The sequence below is a fragment of the Geobacillus thermocatenulatus genome, assembly GCF_002217655.1.
Lineage (GTDB): Bacteria > Bacillota > Bacilli > Bacillales > Anoxybacillaceae > Geobacillus > Geobacillus thermocatenulatus.
On record NZ_NEWK01000001.1, the window covers coordinates 698,807 to 720,308 of the forward strand.

Consider the following 21,502-nt stretch of genomic DNA (forward strand, 5'->3'; position numbering starts at 1 on the left):
AAATATAGCACCTATCTTTCGAGGATTGACTAATACAGGTCAGCTGGAAGATTAGGTGCTATTTTTTTTTTTTGTCTTTTTACTGAGTAAGTAAGAAACATTAAGTACTTTCTGGAACATATTGACTCTAGTTGGGGGTAATTAATACCTTTTATGGACATCTGAAAACCAAAGGTGCAAATATTTTAAAAACGTCTGCTTTTAGCCTAAAATTCAAGACCTGCACCAAGAGATTTTTTATACGGGCATGGGGTCAATCCCTAATTTTCGGTATGGGGTGATGGTCACATGTCTACTTTAGAAGCTGTTGTTATTGATGGTCAAAAATATTTACCAATCATCGAAAATGATGAAGTCATCGGTGTTAAAAGATTTAATGAGAAGCATGGAATGTGGGTTGTGGTAAAGTTTATGGAAAGTAATGTTAATGCGGAAAGAGAGTTATTGGAAATGTTAACCCAAGAATATATAAGGCAGAAAACAGAATCAAACAATTGACATGGTCTAGGTAGCGAGTTAACACAAAGGTAGTGTAACTAACAACTATAAAATGAAATATAAAGTTAAGGGTGGTATTTGAATGGTAATGGATGGTGTGAAGAAAAGAGTTGCTACGCTTTACAGGGTATCGACAAAAGGACAGCTCGATGGTGATGATATTCCTATGCAGCGAAATGCTTGCAGGTCTTTCATCGAGAAGCAGGGTAATTGGGAATTGGTAAAAGAGTATATTGAAAAAGGTGTTTCAGGGTTTAAGGTATCCGCAAGTAAAAGGGATGCTATTCAACGTGCAAAAGAAGATGCCGAAAAAGGTTTGTTTGATGTTCTTTTAGTATTTATGTTTGACCGTCTGGGTAGGAGAGATGATGAGACTCCTTTCATAGTTGAATGGTTTATTAATAATGGAATAGAGGTGTGGTCAGTCAAAGAAGGACAACAAAAGCTAGAAGATCATGCTGATAGGCTTATTAATTATATTCGATTCTGGCAATCAAGTGGAGAGAGTAGAAAAACGTCAATACGAGTAAACGAGAAGCATTCGCAAATGGTGGAAGATGGTATTTATAGAGGGGGTCTAGTGCCTTACGGCTACAAGACGGTTAATTCGGGGGTTTTCAATAAAAAAGGAAAAGAATTACTTAAGGTTGTAATTGATGAGGAAGAAGCTGAGATTGTTAAAAAAATGTACGATCTTGTTCTTGAGGAGGGATATGGTCAAAGCAGGATAGCTCAATATCTAAACGAAAAAGGTATCCCATCAAAAACAGGGAAAAAATGGACTTCCGGAGCGGTTAATAATGTATTAAGGAACCCAATGTATAAAGGCTACATGGTTTATGCAAGGGGTACTGAAAAAGAAGTGGTATCTAAAGAGAAATTAGAGGAACTAGTAATTATTGATGAGGAAAAGTGGAATAAAGTGCAGAGTATACGTGAGAAGAGAAATCCTGAAAATGTAAAAAATAGGGGAGAAGAAAGTATTATTACGACTACGAAAAGCTCTTTGTTACTTGTGGGGTTAGTAAGATGTGGACATTGTGGAAGTCCACTTTGTACAACATATAATAAAAAGAAATATGTTCGTAAAGATGGAACAGAATATGTAAAGCGTGAGGCTAAATACAGATGTTCGGGTAAAGCACAGAAAAAAGTAGATTGCGATGGACAGACATTGTATTCTCCGAAAAAGATTGAAGGTGTGGTTCTTGATGAACTTTACGATTATTTAGACCAACTTGAAACAATCGACCTTACTAGTAAGATTCAAGAGTTTAAGCAACACAATACTGATAAAGAGGTTAAAACGTTAAAAAAGCTCCAAAGCGAATTTGACAAAGTGAATTCTGCGTTAGTGAAATTAAGAGATGAAGCACTCAAAATAATCATGGGGGAAAGTTTCTTTGATGCAAAAGTTGTTAATGACCTTATTAATCAGAAAGAAAATGAGTTAAGGGAGTTGGAAGAATCAATCAATAAAGCAAAATTAGATTTAGAATCCAAGAAGGTAGAACTGTCTGAAATGGAGGAATTGCAGAGATACATTCCTGTATGGAGAGAAGTATTTGAAAAGGCATCGGTGGAAAAAAAGAAAATGATGTTAAGTACAGTAATTGACAAAATCGTTGTTTTTAGAGACCGGGTAGAAATCACTTTTAAAATCTCTTTGAACCGATTTTTAGTAAATGAGGGCAGTCATTCTAACAATGACGCCCTCCCAACTGAGCTAATGCCCCAAAAAAGGATATGGATGATCTGTCCATGTCCCATTATATACAGGGATGCGGACCATTGCAATCCTTTTTTCATTCATCACCCGCTTTCAATATCAACGTGCACGACATCGTCAATGGAGCGGATGACGTAGTAAAGCTCGGCGGTCGAGCGCTTTTGGTCAATGACGGCTCTTAGTTTCAGCAAATGTTCATTCTCTTCCACATCCTTAATGCGCATCGTTTTAATGTTGATGTCCTGTTGCTTTAAATGGTCGATGACCTTTGTAATGTTTTTGGCGTCCGCTACGGTGATTTGCAGCAGCACCTCTTTTTCGCGCAGCTGCTTCGGTCCGAAAAAATTGATCAAAAACGGAATGAGTTCCACACTGACAATGAGAAGCGCGACGCCGAACGCCGATTCCCAATAGAAGCCTGCGCCGACCGCCACTCCAATCCCTGCCGCCCCCCAAATGATCGCGGCGGTCGTCAGCCCAGTGATACTGTCGTTGCCGCGGCGCAAAATGACGCCCGCTCCTAGGAAGCCAACTCCGGACACAATTTGCGCGGCAAGGCGGAGCGGGTCCATCGTAATATGGTCTTTGAGCGGAAAGACGTACGCCGATTCGATCGAAACGATGGTAAGCAAGCAGCTGGAAATGGAAATGACAAGGCACGTTTTCAATCCGACCGGTTTTCGCTTCAATTCCCGTTCCAGCCCGATAATCAGCCCGAGAATGGCGGAAATCCCTAGTTTAAGGAACGGATCAAACATCATCGTTTCTCACCTCGTTCATGGTATAATGGAAAAAAGCACCCGATGACGCCCGTTTTCGCCTTGCGTTAAAACGGCAGTCAGGGACTGCGCTTGACGAGACAAGGAGAGGAAAACGAATGAAGCCGCCAAGCACCATCAAGGCTTATGCCGCTCTATTCATCGGCGCGCTTGCCGTGTCAACATCGGCCATTTTCGTCAAATGGTCGCAGGCGCCGTCTGCGGTGATCGCCTTTTATCGGCTCTTTTTGGCCGTCGTCATCATGACGCCGTTGTTCCTCCAGCATCGAAACGAACTCCGAGGCATCTCGCGGCGCGACTGGCTGTTTTCGCTCTGCTCTGGGGTTTTGCTTGCCTTTCATTTTATCCTTTGGTTTGAATCGCTCGACTATACATCGGTCGCCAGCTCGGTCGTGCTTGTGACGCTGCAGCCGCTGTTTGCCTTCGCAGGCGGCGCGTTGTTTTTCCGCGAACGGCTGACTGTCGGCGCGGTCGGGAGCGCGGTGTTGGCCATCATCGGCAGCGTTCTCATCAGCTGGGGAGACTTCCGCGTCAGCGGCCAAGCGCTGTACGGCGATGGATTGGCGCTGCTTTCGTGCGCGTTTGTCACGGCGTATTGGCTGTTCGGCCAAGAGGTGCGCCAACGGTTGTCCTTGATGACGTATACCTATATCGTCTATGGCATCAGCGCAGCGGTGCTGTGGCTGTACGTGATGCTGTTTCGTCTTTCGCTGACGGCGTATCCGCTTATCGATTGGCTTTGTTTTCTCGCTCTCGCCGTCATTCCAACCCTGCTCGGCCATTCAGTGATGAACTGGGCGATTAAATGGGTCAGCGCCTCGACGGTGTCGATGGCGATTTTATTTGAACCGATCGGCGCTTCCGTCTTGGCCTACTGGCTATTTGGCGAACCGATCCGTCGGTTTCAATGGATCGGCGGTATTTTTATTTTAACAGGAATCGCCCTGTATTTGTGGGAGAAAAACGAAAAAGGCCCGCTAACGATGCAAGAACAGAGCGGACCCTAACGTTCCAACGATCAACGAAGAGCGGCGGATCGGCAGGCGGAATTCATCGAGGCGGCGAGCGAATTGGGACAAATAAGCGAAATCGACTTGTGTGATATCGGGAAGCAGGTAAGCCGATTTCGTCGCCTCCTGCTTTCGCCTTCGATTGAGGGCGGCGATAATGCCGTCTGCTGTCTGAATGCCAATGCCGTGTCCGTAAAACAACCCATCGCCCAAGTAGATCGTATTTTCCCCTTGCCATTGCGGTGTCTGCGGATCGAATTCCGGGTTTTTGAAATAGAGGCAATCACCTGGGAGAAAGGGTTCCCCTTTTTTTGTCCGAATGCCAAGATCTCGGTCGGTATGCCAGTCATACAGCAGCAAATCCGCAAACAGCCGGTTGAACGTTGATGTGTCAATCACGTCAAGCGCGGCCTTGTAAAACACGATGACAATCGCGGTTGCGCATTCAAAAGCGTATCGCTCGCTATGGATAAAAATGTCCTGAATCGCTTCGGAAGCTGTGACATCTGGGCGGAGGCGAAAACCGCCGCGTTCATCCCGCGTCCAAAACTCGCTGTTGCAGCGCGAAAAACGGAAAATGGCAAACCGCGCCCGGCTTTTCGCCAATTCGCCCGCTGCCCGAACAATGCGGTTGCGCAAGGCGATCTCGAACCGAAGCTGCTGTTCATTCGAATATGTGTATAATTGAGGCGAAGAAACAAGAGCATCTAAGATTCGTTGTTCGCTGACCGAGAGAGAAAACGAACTCGAAACATCAAAGTTGATGGGTGATAACACGCGAATCAAAATAAAGAAGCCTCCTTGGTGAAAGAATCGCAGCAACAATATCGATGCAAAACGGACTAGGGGCATCAGTGTTTTTCACTCAATCACCAGCCCCCAAGGCATGGGGATGGAAGTTGTGTTGTCCGGTCGCCTGGAAGTTGATCCTATGGCATTGCAGCTGGCGTTGATGCGAAAAGGTTTAAATATAATAACGGTGCCATAGAAGAAATGTATGCACCGGCTCCGGTGTTCATTCCTTTTTTCAAGAAAAGAACGTTTTCCTGTAGGATGGAGGGGGAGAAAAAAGGAATCAGCGCGACCTAAAATTTTTAAAAAAAGGTATTGCATTTTTGTATTTGGGGTGATATATTAAAAAGCGTCGCTGATCGAAGAGGATGTTTGACAGCGATGTGAAACAAAAAAAGCAGTTGACATCGAAAAAGATGTTATGCTAACATAAAAGAGCTGTTTGAGAGACAAAACAGTTAAATGCTTGTTCCTTGAAAACTGAACGAAACGAAGCGCCAGCGCTTGGACACCTTCGGTGTCGGCGTTGATCAAGCTAATCAACTTTCTTTGGAGAGTTTGATCCTGGCTCAGGACGAACGCTGGCGGCGTGCCTAATACATGCAAGTCGAGCGGACCGAACGGGAGCTTGCTCTCGTTTGGTCAGCGGCGGACGGGTGAGTAACACGTGGGCAAGCGATAAGGAACGACGAGCGATGGTAAAAAAAGGATTGCCATCGCTTATCGTGTTGGGCCGGAAATTATTTTTGAAAAGTAAATAAAAAATCCTTTATCTTGGGATGGTCTGGATGCGAAATGTGAGTTGCATGATATAAATCATCCATGATTTGATCCAAGAGCATATTTTTCGCTTGTTCCAGCTCGTCTAAAATGTGCGAATATGTCTGTAGTGTGATCCCTATATCCTTATGAACAAGTCGTTTTGAATATTTGACCCGTGCTCGGCTTTACATCCGAACGGGCATGGCATCGCTTTGTCACTGAGAATTTGTTCACAAACGGCTCGTTTCTCGAACGTTCCCGGTACAACCGCCGTTGCCGGGCGCTTGGCTTCGCCATCAAATGGATCGCCGTCGTGAGCAAAACGCGGCCAACATCATGCCTATGCCCTCGTCGACAGCTTGCCGCTCCCGCTGTGCCATACCGCAAGAATGCATCGCGTCAAATGGTTTCAAGAGATCGCCGACATCGGGTATTGCGCTTCCAAAAAGCAATGGTACTATGGGTTGAAGCTGCACCTTCAAGTGACCGATCAAGGGTTGCCCGTGGGCTATGTGGTAACGGAAGCATCCTGCCATGATCGTATCGCCGCTGAAAGCGTGATGACTCAAATTCCTCATCCCTATAACTTGGGGGACAAAGGATTCATTAGCCGTGAGTTGCAAAAAAGGCTGTACGAAGAGTATCAAATGGCGCTTTGGACTCCGTCTCGAAAAAAACCAGAAACATTGCTCGTCCGAGGCATGGGAGAAATGGATCCAACAAAAACGCAACGTGATCGAGGTTGATGGTATACCGCATTTTCGGTGGTGCCAAACGAGGGGGAATATGAGTAACGAAAAGGCGGCGGATCGCTCCGCTTTTTGCATGGATTGACGCACCGAAACATGATGAATTGGACAAACTGGGGCTTTTCATCAAGGGGTGAAACGATCTTTTCGCAAATGCGACTAATGATAACAAAGGAGGAGATAGGGCTGAAAAAATGGCTTCTTTTCATCGCTATAGTGTGGAGTGTTTGGGTGGCGGGCTGCAATACGCCGGCTGACCGCTATGCCATTGAAGGGTATGTCGTAAGAAAAGAAGGACGGAGCATTTTAGTTGTCAGTTCTCATCCGCAAGATTTTCGTTCCACCGGCGGGCTTGAAGAGTTTTACAATGCTATCTTGGTTTCCGATGCGCCAGCGCAAGTGAAGATGGGCCAGACAGTTCGGGTCTGGTTTGATGGAGGGATTGCGGAGTCGTATCCAGGACAAGGAAGGGCTCGGAAAGTATTGGTTGTGCCAAGCGTTCCGCGGGATGGCGCCCGTTTATCGGAGGAGGAAGCGATTCGCCGAGCGCTGAAAAAGGAGGCGATTCGTCTCCAGCATATGATTCCTGTGATTCGAGAGGTTCAGTATGACAAGCAAGCGGACACTTGGACGATTCAAATCCAAGACGCCCATGAACGAACGGAATTCGATGTTCAGATTAAGGATGAGTAAGCGTTTTGCCGCATGCGAAGCAAAAGCCGCCCCTCTTCTCAGCACGAGGAGAGAGGGGCGGCTTGCCGATGACGAGCGATAAACGATTGATTGGATTTCATACAGGAGCTACGAAGAAAACGACGAGACAAGCGGACGGTCCGGCAAGTAGAGCTGGGCGTTGTCGCTTTTTCCAGCGGCGATCCAGTCGCGCAAGCATTTGGCGAGCGCCATGCTGTAGACGGCGCCGTTGTCGCCATAGGCGTAAACGAAATAGCAGTTTGGATATTCGTCATACACGCCGATGATGGGCAGGCCGTCGTGGGTGCCGGCGTAGTAGGCACCCAAGTAAAATTCTGCACGGACTGGGATTGTGGGGAAGCGTTGCTGGAACTCCGCGATCAACTGGTCGCGCTTATGAATGAGTTTGGCGTCGCGCTCATCGGCATAGGCCGTATCTTCATCTAATCCCCCGATGATAATGCGGTTGTCGGCGGTCGTCCGCATGTAGATGTAAGGACGGGCTGTTTCCCAAATGAGCGTCCGGTTGTGCCAGCTCGAGAAATCGTCAACTTGGTTGGTCACCACGGCATATGTGCTGCTGAGCACGGCATTCGGGTCCTTTTTGAAATTCAGCGTTTCATAGCCAGCCGCAATGATCACTGATTTCGCGTGAATGACCGCACCGGTGTTTGTGTAAAACATGGCTTGGTCTTTTTCGAGTTTTTTTCCGTTGATTTCGGTTTGTTCGTAAATGGCAACTCCTCGGTGTTTGGCGTATTCCAACAAGCCGAGCGTCAGCTTGTATGGGTTGACTTCGCCGTCTTCTTTCGTCAGCAGCGCTGCAGGCTTGCGGAACGGGTAATGGCGGGCGATCTTCTGTTCAGTCCACCACTCAACGGCAAAGCCGTGTTTTTTGAGAGCGGCGTATTCTTTTTCTAATTTGCTTACATCTTCAGGAGAGCTGGCGTAATACAAACTGTCGCGGGTGACAAATTCGCAGTCGAACGGCAGCTTTTGGGCCGCGTCGGCGAGATCACGGATGGCCTGCTCGCAAAGTTTGAGGTGCCGCACTGCGTGCATTTCGCCAAAGCTATTGATGAGCTCGAAAAACATTTTTTCCCCCAAGTATTGGATCAGGGCCGTATTGACCGCTGTGCTTCCATGCCCTGCTTTTCGTTTTTCGACGACCACGACGTCAAGATCGGTGTCGCTAAGAAAGTAGGCGCATTGGGCGCCCGAGGTGCCAGCGCCGATAATGAGCACGTCGCAGTCGATGTCTTCCTCTAAGACCGGGTAGCTCGGCGGGTCGGGGAACGTTGTAGGCCAGTAGAATGTTCCGGATTGCAAGTTCACACTTCTCGTCTCCTTCCATTTCATTGTTCGTCCTTAGCATGACCGGAATCATTTGGTTTATTCGCTGTGAAGGAGGAGACGAACATGGGATTCTCGAAGGTTCTCATCTGCCAATTCTTCTGTGGGCGATTGTTGCAATCCGCATTGGAAAAGGAGGTTGTGCGCAAAAAGGGGAAGGGTGCCCCAAAAAGGTCGGGACACCCTTTCTTATGACTTGATATAGGCATAAAACAATCAAACAATCGGTTCGCAAACGATGTGTTGTGTTTGGTGAGGACCATTTCCCTTGGGATTCGTTCGTTTCACCGGGATTTGAAGCTTCTCTTTATCAGGCTGTCCCCCTTGTCCCTCTGTTCCCCTTTGGTTCATTACTGCGCGTGCCGCAGGCTGGCGATAGAGGCTTCGTGTTCGATTGAACGTTTGGAGAGAATGGCTAAAATGTGCTCATGACGCTCTTGATTGACTTCGATTCGTTTGACTATTTGATCGATTTCCATGATGGCTTGATGAATCGGGACAAGGTCCTCTTTGGTCGCCATTTTTGCTTGAATTTCATGGATATTGGACTGAAGATCGTTCACAGTGGAACGGAGCTCGGCGAGTTCGTCCTTGGTGGCCATGTTGGTTTCGATGACGCCGACTTTAGAACGGAGCTCGGCGAGTTCGTCCTTGGTGGCCATGTTGGTTTCGATGACGCCGACTTTAGAACGGAGCTCGGCGAGTTCGTCCTTGGTAGCCATGTTGGTTTCGATGACGCCGACTTTAGAACGGAGCTCGGCGAGTTCGTCCTTGGTGGCCATGTTGGCTTCAATGTTGTTTACTCTTGCTTCGATGCTGTCTACTCTCGCCTCGATGCTGCCTACTCTTGCTTCGATCTTGTTCAGTTGATTTTTCATCTCGTTGACGTCGGATGTCAAGATGCCGACGCTCGAATGAAGTTGATCGAGCCGATCTAAAATTTGGGTAAGCACTGCTTCCACATGGATCATCCTTTCCAAGTGTAGATGGAGGGTGATTCAAAACAGCGATTCATCGTTTTGCTGCTTTCCTCACGCTGTCTCGACCTTGTTGGTGAAGGATTTGCCAAAGGGGCTGGGGATCCGAGAGCATGTGTGCAGCAGATCGGGGGACATCCGATTTCCATTTTAGCATAAGTCGAATGGAGGAAGACAAGGGATTTTTTGAAGAAGATGATGAAAAAGGACGGCAAGTTACAGCGTAGATGATCGTCTTGTGAGAGTCGTCTGTGATATTGGATTGAGCCAATCCTAGTCAAAACGGATTGGTGCTATTTTTTTATCATTGTATTGATAAAGATATTCAATATCAATTACCATCTTTAATTGATAAGGAGTATCATTATTAAATAGAGATTGAAGGGGGAATATGTAACGTGTTGCAGAAAAAATGGACCTCTCTTCTTGCCGTGCTGATGGCGTTGTTCGTGTTGCTTGTGCCGTTGGCTCAACCGGCTGCGCCTGTTGAGGCCGCATCCAAGACAAGGGTGTTTAAGACGGAGCTTGGCAAGCTGGTGATCAAAGGTACCCCGAAGCGGATTGTCACGTTAAGCATGGCGGGGACAGACGCCGTTGTCACGTTGGGCTTAAAGCCAGTGGGGTATACAATTTCTAATTCTGGAACGGTGCCTACATACTTACGCAATAAACTAAAAGGGGTGCCAAGCGTTGGGGCACTTAGCGCCCCGAGTTTGGAGAGAATCGCAGCGCTCAAACCGGATTTGATCATTATCGACCATGAATTTGAGTTCCATAAAGCGATTATCCCTCAGCTGAAAAAGATTGCGCCAGTAGCGGGATTTCGTGCGAACAGCTACAAAGAAGCAATGAATCAGCTTCTTGTATTGGGAGACATCTTAGGGCGGAAGGCGAAGGCAAAATCGTTTGTGAATCAGTTTTATAAAGAATTGAAATCGCAGCAGGCAAAATTAAAAGATAAAAATCTTCGTGTATTGGGCTTTTTCGTCAATAAAGATGGCATTAATGTATGGCAGGACAACTCCTTCTCCGGATCGATTTTTACGGCGCTTAAGGCTGATTATGCATTTAAAGAAAAAGGGGATGAATACTCCGACTTTAAAACAGTAAGTTTAGAAAGAATTTTAGAAATCGATCCAGACGTGCTGTTTGCCTATACGGATCCTGGGAAGAATGACCTGAAAAAAGTGAAAGCCAACCCGATTTGGTCCCAATTAAAAGCGGTGAAAAAGAAGCGGGTGGTGGAAGTCAATCGCGATCTTTGGTCTCGCAGCCGGGGACCGTTGGCGGCGAAATTGATTGTAAAAGAAGCGGCATCCATTTTAAAACGTTATCAGTAATAGGATGATGTTGGCGAGAGGATGTCATCTTTGACATACGGAAAAAAAGCCATATGGATCAGTGTCATTGTAGGATTGGGCATCGTTTTGTTGATGATCGTTTCTTTAGTCTCTGGTCCGTTTTTTGTGCCGATTCCAAAAGTGCTGGATGTCCTTTTGCATGACGATGGCTCCAAAGCACGAACGGTTGTCTGGAATCTACGGTTTCCCCGTGCGCTTTTGGCGGTTTTGATTGGGGCAAATCTGGCGGTCGCTGGAGCGATGATGCAATGTTTAACGAAAAATCCAATGGCCGAGCCAAAAATCATGGGAGTGTCGGCCGGCGCTGCTGCGATGGTTGTTCTCATCGAATATTTTTTCGCCGGCCTTCCCCTTCTTTTCTTTTCTCCCCTTGTCTTTTTGGGGGCGGCGGTTGGGGGAGCCCTCGTATATAGTTTGTCTCTAAAGAGAGGCACCCTTTCCCCGGTTCGTTTGACCCTTGCCGGAGTGGCGGTCAGCGCATTTTTGCATGCGATTACCGTGGGAATTTTGGTCTTGCTTGGCCAGGACGCAGCCGCCGTATATGCATGGCTGGCCGGTGGATTAAATGGCTTGACGTGGCGCCATGTTTCGCTGATCGCTCCGTGGTCTCTTGCTGGCTTGCTCCTGTCCATCATGATCGCTTCGAAAATGGATCTGTTGGAGCTCGGCGATGATACAGCCAAAGGGCTTGGTGTTCATGTGGGGATTCTCAAAACGGTGATGGCAGTCATGATTATTATTTTGGCTGGAAGTGCGGTGTCCGTATCCGGGGTGATCGGTTTTATTGGCTTGATCATTCCGCACATCGTCCGAAAAATGGTCGGGGTGAACTATACGTATATCGTTCCGGTCAGCGCCTTGTGCGGAGGAATGTTGCTTTTGACAGCTGACTTGCTTGCACGCTTGGTGGCGCAGCCGATTGAACTTCCTGTCGGGGTGTTTACCGCCGCCATTGGTTGCCCATATTTTTTGTATTTGATTAGGAAGCAGGGCGAATGGAATGCGTAAGCGTGATGTGGGACTTGTGGCTGGTTTGGCATTGCTTCTTGTCATCATCGTGCCGCTCGGCGCTTGTTTCGGAGATGTGAAAATCCCTGTTTCGCAAGTATGGGAGGCATTTTTCAACCGAAAGTCTTCCCTGAATGGGGAAATCGTGTGGGAATATCGCTTGCCAAGGATATTGGTCGGGCTGTTTGTCGGTGCCAATCTCGCCGTATCTGGAGCGCTGTTGCAAGCCGTGACGCAAAACCCGCTTGCCGCTCCGAATGTCATTGGCATGACGGCTGGCGCCAGCTTATTTGCTGTGTTGGCGCTGCTGATCATTCCGCATTTTCCTGTCAGCGGCCTGCTGTTTGCCACCTTTTTCGGGGCTCTCTTCGCCGGCCTTTGCGTGTATGCGTTTGCTTGGAAGAAAGGAATGGATAAAGGCCGGTTTGCCCTATCGGGGATTGCTTTTGATGCCCTGTTTCAGGCCGTCATTACAGGGATTTTGGTTTTTGCGACCAAAGGAATTGATGCCGCGGTCATTTGGTTGGCGGGGAGTTTATGGGGAAGGACGTGGGAACATGTTTTTCTCATCGCTCCTTGGTCAGTTGTTGGACTCGGACTCGCTTATCTTTGTTATCGCCGCATGAATGTCTTGCAGCTGCACGATGATGTGGCCGCAAGCTTGGGAATGCGTGTTCAGGCGGCGCGTTTCCTGATCTTCCTCATTGCGGTCGGCTTGTGCGGAAGCGCCGTAGCTGTATCGGGTCCGATCGGATTTGTGGGACTGGTCATCCCCCATCTTGCCCGTTTGTTGACAAGGGCCGATTATCAGCGGCTCATTCCGGTCAGCGCCTTATTAGGAGCGATTTTGATGATCAGCGCGGATACGGCGGGAAGAACCATCGCGGCGCCAATTGAAATTCCGGTCGGCATCTTAACGGCATTCATCGGTGCGCCGTACTTTCTCTTTCTGCTTCGACGAGCAAAATTATAATGAAAAGGGGATCGGTATGAGTTGGAAAACATGGATGGTTTCTAGTTTCGCAGCCGTCAGTTTAGCCATAGCGGGAGCGGCGGAGTCTGAAGCATATGCAGCGAAACCGGCCAAGCTTGCCATTGAAAGTGCACAGCCGGTGAATGCTTCAACTGTGAAAGAGTATATCGTAAAAGGAAAAGGGCTCAAGGGAGCGAAGATCAAAATAGTGATCACTGATGGAAAAGCATCTGTCACTCATGACACTGTTGTTCAAAAGAGCGGATCGTTTGAAGCGCCGGTCAACGTATCGACATTACGAGATGGGACATTGACGGTGTCTGTCACGCAAATCATCAAGGGACAGAAGCATAGCCGCGTACAAAAAAAGATTATCAAGGATACGAAGGCGCCTTCCGTTCCGGTGATTACGAATAAAGGATGGATCAATGCCAAGCAGCAGAGCGCTTATGCTGTCCAAGGAACAGCAGAACCCCATAGCGCTGTGCAAGTTTTGTTGAGCGATGGAAAGCAGCGCATCACCAAAACGGTGCGTGCAGACGGCAAAGGGAGATTCCGGGCGGTGGTCGATGCAAGAAAGTTGGCGGAAGGAGAGATTACGGTCTCCGCGGTTAGTGTGGATTCGGCAGGAAACCAAAGCGGACAATCGAAGAAAGTGCTTCGGAAAGATGTGAGCATAGAGGCTCCTGAACTGTTGAATGAAGGATATATCAACGCTTTCAACTATGAAGCTTATCCAGTAACGGGGACAGGAACGCCTGGAGAGAAAGTGGTGGTGGAGGCTGGTGATGGAAAAAAATCCGTCTCAGCGAGCGGACTTGTGGATGAAGATGGGAATTATGAAGTAGAGATCAATACTTCTTCTCTGAAGGACGGGAAGATCACGATCCATGTGAAAACGATCGATCAAGCGGGGAATGAAAGCCGGATAGTAAGTGTCGTCCTTATCAAATCGTTGTCTTCTCCGGCCAAGCCGTCTATTGACAATAAAGGTTACGTGAACGCCAGTGCAGATGCAACTGCTTATGAGGTGACGGGCAAGGGAGAGCCAGGGGCGGAAGTGGAGGTCACGTTGTCCGATGGAACGAATGAAATCAGCACAGTCGGTACGGTGGAAGAAAACGGGAGATACCGTGTAGAAGCGGATATTTCCCCGTTAAGCGATGGACTGATTACCATTACAGCCGTTCAAACGAGTGCAACGGGCAATGTAAGCCCGGAGGCAACCGCGACGGTTTGGAAGGATACAGCTGTTGCCGCTCCATCATTGAACGCCCTGCCAGCTGTTACGAATCAAAATCAAGCGGCATACACGATCGCAGGAATGGCAGAAAGCAACGCATCGGTGCAAATCATCATTACGGATGGGCAAAAATCTCTCGTGGAATGGGCGTCGGCGGACTCGAATGGGAATTTTTCGAAGACGCTCGATCTGTCTGCATTCAACAATGGCCAACTGATGATCATTGTGGTGCAGGAAGACAAAGCGCAAAACCATAGTGAAGCGACCACAGCGGTGGTGACGAAAGGGCAGTAAGAAGGAACCTGTCGGCCGAGCCTTTCTTTGAAGCGGGATGCTTTAAAGAGGACTCGGTCGATTTTTTGATGAATAGACATGTTTCAATATCACATAATTATGGAAACGAGGGGCTCTTAGGGAATCGATGATTGGATTAACATGAGGATAAGGATGGAGCCTTATGTTTTTCGAATCCTAATTATTATGGCAGATTGATAGAGAATGAACATAAAGAATTAGACGAAGACTTGGTTTTCTATTTTTGTTCGGATAGATGAGTCTACTCCCGCTTTTTACAGAAAAAACCGTCTGAAAGCCCACGGTTTCAATCGTGGGATGAAAGACGGTGTTGCTCGGTAAATCCCTTAATGGGATTGTTTAGCGCAACAATGTTTATCTTTAAGAGTTTCAGCATAACCATGAAACTTCTACAAAAAGAGAACGAAATGGTATTTGGTGATCGCGGTCGCCTTTGACGTGAAGCCACGGCACGAAACAAAGGTGATGGGCGTTGACATTGGGCTTCGCTATATCGCCGTGGCTAGTGTGGGCATGAAATCGTGGTTTTTCAACAAAAACGATAGAATCCGAAAAAATTTTGCACGAATTTTGCATTTCTACCATCTAGATCATCCATGTTTTTGTCAATCATTATGTTTTTTGGCTCTTCACCACAACATGTACTTGACAAGCAATACGGCTTTCTGCACAAAGATGTACAAAAATCACTGATTTGTTGATTTTCCCTCACAAGCGTAAATAGGATATGTTCAGAAAAAATCAAGCACAACTTTTGGTGAAGAGCCTGTTTTTTAGTACCCATGATGGATTTGACAAACTGGAGCTTTTCATAAAAGAGTGAAACGATTTTTTCGTAAATACCACTAATGATAGCAAAGGAGATCAACATTTCTAGAGGGAGGAGATAGGGCTGAAAAGATGGCTTGCTTTCCTTGCCGCTGTGTGGAGTGTTTGGTTGGCCGGCTGCAACGAGCCAGTTGGTCGCTATGCGATTGGAGGGTATGTCGCGAGAAAAGAAGGGGGAAGCATTTTGGTTGTCAATTCTCATCCGCAAGATTTTCGTTCCACCGACGGGCTTAATGTGTTGTGTTTGGTCATGATCATTTCCCTTGGGATTCGTTCGTTTCACCGGGATTTGAAGTTTCTCTTTATCAGGCTGTCCCCCTTGTCGCTCTGTTCCACTTTGATTCATTACTGTGCGTGCCGCATGCGATAGCTCCTTCCCCTATTTGCTCCGAAACATGAAGGCCGCAAAGCTCTTCCTTCGAGTTCGTGGCTAGCTAGTGAATCAGATCCGACTATTCGTAATCTTTGAGCCATTTCAACTATCGGAACTTCGCCTTCTTGATCAATCGACTCTGTTTGACTTTCTGACGGAAAACGACGGCTCCACCGCCAACACATCACGCAGAAACTGCTTCTTATTGCTTTTTCGTGTGCGACCTTGGCATGTTATCGTTGCATGAATGTCTTGCAGCTGAAAAAATAATTGACAAAGATTATCATTATTGATTAATATTGAAGTTGGAAACTGATTAATGATAATGATAATCATTTTTTAGGGGGTGCACAAATGAGACGAGTTCTTGCTTGGATTTTATCGCTCTGCTTGCTCATTGCAGGAGGATTGGCCGCTTCTGTTCCAACGGGGGAAGCTGCCTCGTCATCTATTACTGTCAAAGATTTGGCTGGGAGAGTCGTCAAGTTCGCCAGTGTGCCAAAACGAGTGGTTGTGCTTGGCAGCGGGGATTTGAACACCTTGCAAGCGTTGGGGGTTTCTGTAGTGGGAAGGCCGACGACAACGGTGCCTGTGAGTGATGAATTAAAAAAAATTCCTGAAGTAGGAAATATTCATCAACCAAACTTTGAAAAGATTGTAAGTTTAAAGCCAGACGTATTGATTGCTGGAACATCGTTTCAAGGTTATTTGCAAAAAGCTGATTCGCTTGGTTTGAAAGTGGTTTTGACATCTGGAAACTCTGTTGATGATATTAAGGATTCCATTTCGTTGCTTGGAAAGTTGTTCGATAAAGAAAGCAAGGCGAAAACGATCATTTCCAAAATAGATAAAAAAGTAAAAAAATATAGTGGCGCCAAAACGAAAGTTCGAGCGCTCATCGTGTTTGGAGCCGGCTCAACGGCTTTGGTTGCGCTTCCTAATTCCTATGCAGGCGATGTACTGAAGAAAGCAGGAGGAGAAAATGTAGCGGCTGATTTCCCGAAAATCAAAGAGTACCCGGGCTATGCATCATTGAGCAGCGAACGCATTGTTGCAAGCGACCCTGATGTCATCTTCGTCATTACTCATGGAAATAAAAGTGAAACAAAGAAAGCTCTGATCAAAGTCATGTCGACTAGCTCATGGAAAAACTTACGGGCGGTGAAAAACAAACGCGTGGTCTTTCTGCCTAATGAGCTGTTTGCGGCAAGCCCAGGGGTTAAAGTAGGGCAAGCGTTGGATTATCTCAACAAAGAACTGCTGAAGGTGAAAGCGAAAAAACGATAAACACCCAACGCCAGAGACGAGGGCGGTGAGTCGAAGAAATGGATGGACATACCACCATAGAACTGCAGAAACCGCGCCGCCACCCGTACTATAGGCGGCGAGTGGCGACCGCGGTAATTTTGACTATTGCAGTGTTCATTGTGTCCATTTATTCGATTGTAACAGGAAGTGTCAAGCTAAGCTTGCCCCAAGTATGGGAAGGGCTGATGAGGGAAGGAAGTTCTTCCGTGCGGACGATCGTCTGGGATTTGCGGTTGCCCCGCATCATTGTCGGTATGATCGTCGGCATGTGCTTGGCTGTGTCAGGAACAATCATGCAAGGAGTCATGAAAAATCCACTTGCTGATCCAGGAATTATTGGGGTTTCGTCGGGCGCGGCATTAATGGCGGTTATCATTACCATTTTGCTTCCTAAATATATTGTTGTTCTGCCGATCGCCGCTTTTGTTGGTGGATTCGCCACAGCCATGCTCGTTTATGCTCTTTCATGGCAGGGAGGCGGATCTGCGCCCGGACGGATTATTTTAGTGGGAGTGGCGATTAACGCGGTAGTCGGAGCCACGATGAGCGCTATTATGTTGTTGTACAGCGATCGTGTGCAGGCGGTGTTACCCTGGATGGCTGGAGTAATTGGAGGAGCCACGATGGAGCAAGCCAAAATGCTGTTGATATACGGAATCCCCGCCTTGGTTCTTTCATTGTTTGCCATAAAGCCAGTCCGACTGCTGCAATTAGGGGATGACGTGGCGAAGTTGCTTGGTCATCGTGTAGAGCGATCACGGTTTTTTTTAATCATCATCAGCGCACTTCTGACCGGGATTGCTGTGAGCGTGTCCGGTTTGATCGGATTTATTGGATTGGTCATTCCGCATGTCGTCCGAATGATTGTCGGGCAGGATGAACGTTTTGTCTTGCCGCTTTCTGCCTTGGCTGGAGGAGCGTTTCTCGTTTTGGCGGATACGTTCGCGCGCAGTTGGTTTGACCCCGTTGAACTTCCGGTTGGTTTGCTTCTCTCTTTTTTAGGCGGACCGTTTTTCTTATACATTCTTTACAAAAGAGGTGGGCTTGGTGCTTTCCGTTCGTGATGTTAGTATTCGACATTCGGAATTGTTTGCTCTTCGGCATGTCGAATTGGAGATTCACGAAGGAGAAATTGTCAGCATCATCGGTCCGAATGGGTCAGGGAAGTCCACGCTTCTGAAAACGATGGCCCGTTTGCTTTCTCCTTTGGAAGGAGCTATCATCCTTGAGGGTCGATTGCTTGATTTATGGGGCCAAAAAGAGTTGGCGCAAACGTTGGCTATGCTTCCGCAAACGCCCCATCACGGTTTAGATATGACAGTTCGTGAGCTGGTCGAATTTGGAAGAAACCCGCATAAACGATGGCTGCAAACGCTTGACCACGAAGACGAGCGAGTGATCGATTGGGCGCTCGACGTTACCAATCTAAAGGAGATGGAGAATCGTTTTTTGCCGTCTTTATCAGGGGGGGAGCGGCAGCGCGCTTGGATTGCCATGGCCATTGCCCAACGGCCAAAGATATTGCTTCTCGATGAACCGACCACCCATTTAGATATTGTACATCAACTTGAAGTGATGGAATTGGTTCATCAACTGAACAAAGAATGGGGGGTTACAGTGGTCATGGTGCTGCATGATGTTAATCAGGCAGCGCAATATAGTGATCGCCTCATTGCAATGAAGCAAGGAACGATTGTCTACGACGGCCCCCCTCAGCAAGTGATGTGCCGACAAATGTTTGAAGAAGTGTTCGGTGTCGATGTGCGTATCGTCTATGATGACAATCAACCGTTCTTTTTTCCGAGAGCCAAAACGTTCGCCGTGGTACGTTCGGTGCAACGGTATACCCCAACCACAGGATAAAAGGGGAAGACTGCCTCATGAAACAAAAAAGAAAGGAGAGTAAGGAGATGCGGGGATTGCGCATGATGAAATGGGCATCAGCCTTTGCCTTGACGACCGGGATTTGGCTGGGAGGGCATATAGGGGTGAAGGCGACATCCCTTGATATACCGAGCGTGGTCAGTGAAGCGAAAAAGCAGATGAAACAAGCGTATTACACGTACATCCAAACGGCTGAGAAAAAAGGAAAACTTGCCAGCAAGCAAGACATAGAAGCGCAATACAAACAAGCCAATGAGCTGTACGCCAAGGCGAAGAAAGCGGTGCAAGCATCGGGTGGCAAGTCAAAATCTATCTATTTGCGCCAGCTTGACGAAACGTACCGTGAATACATTGCACACCGCGTTGTCCCTTATCTTTATGCTTACGAAGCATGGGAGGCAGCCAATCGGGCTGAGGCGGCTGTCCAAACTGCCCTCCTTGATGAAGATCTCGACGAGCTGCAATCGGCTTACGAACAATTGCGCCAGGCATCAGGAGCAGAACAGGCAAAACGGTATTATCAGGTATACGGCCCACAGGTGCGCCAGCTGTTTTTGCAAGATCTAAAGAAAACGAAAACGCTTCTTCATCAATACACAGCAGATGTCGAAGCGTATCAGTGGCTTGAACAAGCAAGAGCAGATTTGGAAAACGGCGACAATGAGAAAGCCAAACAAGCACTGGACGCTGTAGCTCTGTTGTTGCAACGGCTCTCTCCACTGTTTCAAGAACAATTGAAGGCGGAATATTCTGATTTGATGGAAGTATATGATGATGCCACTAAGGCGCCCGTGGCTGATCTCGATTATGTGGAGGCGAAAAATGGAGAGTTGACGTTGTATTTTGATCTGCCGCCAGCTTCTTTGACAGCAGACGATTTGCGCATTACGATGTCGATCAATAATGGCGCTGCACAAATTGTTGTGCCTTCTTCCATTGCGTTCAATGGGGACAAAACAGTTGCCGTTGTTTCCGTGCCCCGCGTGGCTCCTTCTGAAGAAAATCAGTCTGTCGTTTACACAGTTGAGTATAACGGGCAAAAAATAAGTGCGGATGCGTTCACTGTTTCAAAACCATGATTCAAATGAGAACCATCGAGTGATTTTAATGGGGGAAAGGATGGAAGCGGAATGTATGCGGTGACGAATGCGATTCGTGTAAAAAAAGGATATGCTTCGCAGTTGGTGGAACGTTTTCGTGAGCGGAAAGGAATTGAGAAATCTCCTGGCTTTATCCGATTGGAAATTTTAGTGAATGAGCAGCCTGAGGATCACGATGAAGTACGCGTATGCACCACTTGGGAATCAAAAGAAGCGTTCCTCGGATGGACAAAGAGCGAAGCATTCCGAAAAGCTCATGATCAACGCGGGCGAGAACGTTTGGAATATGTATTGGGCAATCAAATGTATTCATATGAGGTAGCTTTGTCATTCGAGCAATGATCGTTCACCGCTGGAGATGGAAAAGGAGCTCAGGTTGAAGGCAAGCTAAGGCGTATGGCGGAAAACGAATGCGCATAATGATTAGAGAAGAAGGGGCTGGCCCAAAAGGCAGTTTGTCTTCAATATACACACAAAAATATAGTGCGAAAGAAGCGGTTAGTGCCTATATATAAGTGAAAAGGGTGTCCCGATCCTTTTGGGACACCCCCCATAGCCATCAAGTTAAGAAAACAGGAATAAATATATGCCTAATTTGACCATCCTTTTGAAGACCTCATAATGTCTTAGAAAGGGTGGTTTTTTTGAAGACGTCCTTATCTCTCCAAGAAGAATGGCATTGTTTTTTAGACGGATTAAGAAGCGTGTTATCGTGCGAAGAACTTGAACATATGGCCCGAGATCATCAATATCGCTCAACACGGAAAAAAATCAAGGCGTTATACAAAAAAGAGCGCTTTAGACATTATCGAGAGTTTGGTCATCATGCCGGTGTCGTAAGAAATTCCCGCCTCATACCATGAAAAAAACCTTCTATAGGGAAGGTGTATTTGGCATGCCTATCTTTATATATTCTCACGGTCACAGCCTCCAAAGATGAAGAGTGAAGCCTTGGAGCTACTCGCTCCAAGGCTTCACTTGATGGCTATGGGGACACCCCCTTTTCTTTGTTTAGCCTATGCCCGCTCGCTGAAGGCGATTTGAATGCCGATTAGGGCGAACAGGGCGCCTTTTAGCCGATTGATCCGTTTGGCGATTCGTTCGTTTGACAGCAACAGATGCCGCAGTTTTTCGGCGCCGATGCTCACCAAGGTGAAAACAACGAGCGCCTGAATGAGGAAGACAGCGCCAAGAAGCAACATCTGTTGCGGCACGCGGCCCACTGACGGATCAACGAACTGCGGTAAGAGCGCCAAAAAGAAGAGCGACACTTTCGGGTTGAGCACGTTCATGACAATGCCTTTTTTGTATAGCGAGGCATATGCCATTGGCTTCTGCTGCCCAAAGGCGAGACTGCTGTCTTGTTCGCGGAACGTCTGCCATGCCAAGTACAGCAAATACGCGGCGCCGGCGTACTTGACGATGGCAAACGCCAAGGCGGATTGGTAAATGACGGCCGAGACGCCGAGCACAGCGGCGCTGATGTGGACAAGCAGGCCGGTGCACAGCCCGAGCGCGGTGGCGATGCCCGCCTGTTTGCCTTGGGACAGGCTTTGGGCGATGACGAACAAAATGTCTGGCCCCGGCGCTAACGTAAGCAAAACGGCGACCCCTAAAAATGAGAAGATCGTTTCGATTTCCATGAGGCATCCCTTCCTTCGGCATGATGACTCTATATGTTCGCCGCGGATCGTATGGATTCCTTTTTGTTTGAAAGGGAAAATGGACAAACGAAAAAGCCGCCCATGCCATTCAAAGCAGAGGCGG

General features: G+C 47.5%; 19 protein-coding genes and 3 pseudogenes. 15 read left to right on the top strand and 7 right to left on the bottom strand.

Features of this window, described 5'->3' with window-relative positions; all coding sequences use genetic code 11:
* Positions 1-288: 288 nt before the first annotated feature.
* Positions 289-498: a hypothetical protein gene (locus B9L19_RS03620; RefSeq protein WP_061567183.1), complete on the top strand. Its 210-nt coding sequence runs from the start codon at positions 289-291 to the stop codon at positions 496-498.
* A gap of 82 nt (positions 499-580) precedes the next feature.
* Positions 581-2,365 carry a recombinase family protein gene (locus tag B9L19_RS03625; protein ID WP_089113859.1) on the top strand — a complete coding sequence of 595 codons (1,785 nt, stop codon included), beginning with the start codon at positions 581-583 and terminating at the stop codon, positions 2,363-2,365.
* Here B9L19_RS03625 and B9L19_RS03630 read toward each other — a convergent pair.
* Positions 2,311-2,988, bottom strand: coding sequence for an MgtC/SapB family protein (locus B9L19_RS03630; RefSeq protein WP_011232387.1), 678 nt, complete (start codon positions 2,986-2,988; stop codon positions 2,311-2,313). The two genes, B9L19_RS03625 and B9L19_RS03630, sit on opposite strands and share 55 nt — an antisense overlap.
* A gap of 116 nt (positions 2,989-3,104) precedes the next feature.
* Between B9L19_RS03630 and B9L19_RS03635 the strand changes: the two genes are divergently transcribed.
* A complete protein-coding gene (locus B9L19_RS03635) occupies positions 3,105-4,013 on the top strand; it encodes a DMT family transporter (RefSeq protein WP_025950009.1) in 909 nt (302 codons plus the stop codon).
* On the opposite strand, the gene B9L19_RS03640 is transcribed toward B9L19_RS03635, so the two are convergent.
* Positions 3,984-4,802, bottom strand: coding sequence for a protein-glutamine gamma-glutamyltransferase (locus B9L19_RS03640; RefSeq protein ID WP_047752591.1), 819 nt, complete (start codon positions 4,800-4,802; stop codon positions 3,984-3,986). The genes B9L19_RS03635 and B9L19_RS03640 overlap by 30 nt on opposite strands.
* A gap of 746 nt (positions 4,803-5,548) precedes the next feature.
* A pseudogene (locus tag B9L19_RS19645) lies at positions 5,549-5,752 on the bottom strand (hypothetical protein); the annotation flags it as partial.
* Between B9L19_RS19645 and B9L19_RS03650 the strand changes: the two are divergent.
* A pseudogene (locus B9L19_RS03650) lies at positions 5,746-6,311 on the top strand (IS982 family transposase); the annotation flags it as partial. The pseudogenes B9L19_RS19645 and B9L19_RS03650 sit on opposite strands and share 7 nt — an antisense overlap.
* 239 nt (positions 6,312-6,550) lie before the next feature.
* Positions 6,551-7,012, top strand: coding sequence for a YobA family protein (locus tag B9L19_RS03655; RefSeq protein ID WP_033024243.1), 462 nt, complete (start codon positions 6,551-6,553; stop codon positions 7,010-7,012).
* Between the two features lie 108 nt (positions 7,013-7,120).
* Here B9L19_RS03655 and B9L19_RS03660 read toward each other — a convergent pair whose 3' ends face one another.
* Together B9L19_RS03660 and B9L19_RS03665 are read right to left on the bottom strand one after the other, a co-directional pair.
* The gene (locus B9L19_RS03660; RefSeq protein WP_025950171.1) at positions 7,121-8,347 is read right to left on the bottom strand and encodes an NAD(P)/FAD-dependent oxidoreductase; all 1,227 of its coding nucleotides are present in this window, start codon (positions 8,345-8,347) and stop codon (positions 7,121-7,123) included.
* 368 nt (positions 8,348-8,715) lie between these two features.
* Positions 8,716-9,336, bottom strand: coding sequence for a hypothetical protein (locus tag B9L19_RS03665; RefSeq protein WP_241771951.1), 621 nt, complete (start codon positions 9,334-9,336; stop codon positions 8,716-8,718).
* Positions 9,337-9,740: 404 nt separating this feature from the next.
* On the opposite strand from B9L19_RS03665, the gene B9L19_RS03670 reads away from it, so the two are divergent.
* From B9L19_RS03670 to B9L19_RS18560, 5 genes and pseudogenes are all read left to right on the top strand, one after another.
* On the top strand, positions 9,741-10,682 hold the full coding sequence (locus B9L19_RS03670) for an ABC transporter substrate-binding protein (RefSeq protein WP_013524490.1): 942 nt from the start codon (positions 9,741-9,743) through the stop codon (positions 10,680-10,682).
* Positions 10,683-10,703: 21 nt separating this feature from the next.
* A complete protein-coding gene (locus tag B9L19_RS03675; protein WP_047752606.1) occupies positions 10,704-11,711 on the top strand; it encodes a FecCD family ABC transporter permease in 1,008 nt (335 codons plus the stop codon).
* Positions 11,704-12,684 (top strand): FecCD family ABC transporter permease, encoded by a 981-nt coding sequence (locus B9L19_RS03680; RefSeq protein WP_025950175.1) that lies wholly within the window; start codon positions 11,704-11,706, stop codon positions 12,682-12,684. Before B9L19_RS03675 ends, B9L19_RS03680 begins: the two co-directional genes overlap by 8 nt.
* A gap of 16 nt (positions 12,685-12,700) precedes the next feature.
* Complete coding sequence (locus tag B9L19_RS03685) at positions 12,701-14,221, top strand: Ig-like domain-containing protein (protein ID WP_198527150.1); 1,521 nt, start codon at positions 12,701-12,703, stop codon at positions 14,219-14,221.
* Positions 14,222-14,632: 411 nt separating this feature from the next.
* A pseudogene (locus tag B9L19_RS18560) lies at positions 14,633-14,812 on the top strand (RNA-guided endonuclease TnpB family protein); the annotation flags it as partial.
* On the opposite strand, the gene B9L19_RS18950 reads toward B9L19_RS18560, so the two are convergent.
* Positions 14,772-15,416 carry a hypothetical protein gene (locus tag B9L19_RS18950; protein ID WP_047752607.1) on the bottom strand — a complete coding sequence of 215 codons (645 nt, stop codon included), beginning with the start codon at positions 15,414-15,416 and terminating at the stop codon, positions 14,772-14,774. The pseudogene B9L19_RS18560 and the gene B9L19_RS18950 overlap by 41 nt on opposite strands.
* A 381-nt stretch (positions 15,417-15,797) precedes the next feature.
* Between B9L19_RS18950 and B9L19_RS03700 the strand changes: the two genes are divergently transcribed.
* From B9L19_RS03700 to B9L19_RS03720, 5 genes are read left to right on the top strand one after another with little or no spacing between them, the layout of a single operon-like run.
* Entirely contained in the window at positions 15,798-16,730 is a 933-nt protein-coding gene (locus B9L19_RS03700) for an ABC transporter substrate-binding protein (protein WP_047752608.1), read from the top strand.
* Positions 16,731-16,768: 38 nt separating this feature from the next.
* Positions 16,769-17,815 (top strand): FecCD family ABC transporter permease, encoded by a 1,047-nt coding sequence (locus tag B9L19_RS03705; RefSeq protein ID WP_047752609.1) that lies wholly within the window; start codon positions 16,769-16,771, stop codon positions 17,813-17,815.
* Positions 17,799-18,614, top strand: coding sequence for an ABC transporter ATP-binding protein (locus tag B9L19_RS03710; RefSeq protein WP_047752610.1), 816 nt, complete (start codon positions 17,799-17,801; stop codon positions 18,612-18,614). Before B9L19_RS03705 ends, B9L19_RS03710 begins: the two co-directional genes overlap by 17 nt.
* A 47-nt stretch (positions 18,615-18,661) precedes the next feature.
* The gene (locus B9L19_RS03715; RefSeq protein WP_053004380.1) at positions 18,662-19,714 is read left to right on the top strand and encodes a hypothetical protein; all 1,053 of its coding nucleotides are present in this window, start codon (positions 18,662-18,664) and stop codon (positions 19,712-19,714) included.
* A gap of 51 nt (positions 19,715-19,765) precedes the next feature.
* Positions 19,766-20,077 (top strand): antibiotic biosynthesis monooxygenase, encoded by a 312-nt coding sequence (locus B9L19_RS03720; RefSeq protein ID WP_047752611.1) that lies wholly within the window; start codon positions 19,766-19,768, stop codon positions 20,075-20,077.
* Between the two features lie 674 nt (positions 20,078-20,751).
* Here B9L19_RS03720 and B9L19_RS03725 read toward each other — a convergent pair.
* A complete protein-coding gene (locus B9L19_RS03725) occupies positions 20,752-21,378 on the bottom strand; it encodes a LysE family translocator (RefSeq protein ID WP_047752613.1) in 627 nt (208 codons plus the stop codon).
* Between the last annotated feature and the right edge of the window lie 124 nt (positions 21,379-21,502).

Bases quoted from the DNA above. Each gene is read 5' to 3' on its own strand.
- B9L19_RS03630 (WP_011232387.1), bottom strand. From the start codon at position 2,988: ATGATGTTTGATCCGTTCCTTAAACTAGGGATTTCCGCCATTCTCGGG.
- B9L19_RS03625 (WP_089113859.1), top strand. From the start codon at position 581: ATGGTAATGGATGGTGTGAAGAAAAGAGTTGCTACGCTTTACAGGGTA.
- B9L19_RS03680 (WP_025950175.1), top strand. From the start codon at position 11,704: ATGCGTAAGCGTGATGTGGGACTTGTGGCTGGTTTGGCATTGCTTCTT.
- B9L19_RS03620 (WP_061567183.1), top strand. From the start codon at position 289: ATGTCTACTTTAGAAGCTGTTGTTATTGATGGTCAAAAATATTTACCA.
- B9L19_RS03705 (WP_047752609.1), top strand. From the start codon at position 16,769: ATGGATGGACATACCACCATAGAACTGCAGAAACCGCGCCGCCACCCG.
- B9L19_RS03665 (WP_241771951.1), bottom strand. From the start codon at position 9,336: ATGATCCATGTGGAAGCAGTGCTTACCCAAATTTTAGATCGGCTCGAT.
- B9L19_RS03685 (WP_198527150.1), top strand. From the start codon at position 12,701: ATGAGTTGGAAAACATGGATGGTTTCTAGTTTCGCAGCCGTCAGTTTA.
- B9L19_RS03720 (WP_047752611.1), top strand. From the start codon at position 19,766: ATGTATGCGGTGACGAATGCGATTCGTGTAAAAAAAGGATATGCTTCG.
- B9L19_RS03700 (WP_047752608.1), top strand. From the start codon at position 15,798: ATGAGACGAGTTCTTGCTTGGATTTTATCGCTCTGCTTGCTCATTGCA.
- B9L19_RS03675 (WP_047752606.1), top strand. From the start codon at position 10,704: ATGTCATCTTTGACATACGGAAAAAAAGCCATATGGATCAGTGTCATT.
- B9L19_RS18950 (WP_047752607.1), bottom strand. From the start codon at position 15,416: ATGAATCAAAGTGGAACAGAGCGACAAGGGGGACAGCCTGATAAAGAG.
- B9L19_RS03715 (WP_053004380.1), top strand. From the start codon at position 18,662: ATGCGGGGATTGCGCATGATGAAATGGGCATCAGCCTTTGCCTTGACG.
- B9L19_RS03635 (WP_025950009.1), top strand. From the start codon at position 3,105: ATGAAGCCGCCAAGCACCATCAAGGCTTATGCCGCTCTATTCATCGGC.
- B9L19_RS03725 (WP_047752613.1), bottom strand. From the start codon at position 21,378: ATGGAAATCGAAACGATCTTCTCATTTTTAGGGGTCGCCGTTTTGCTT.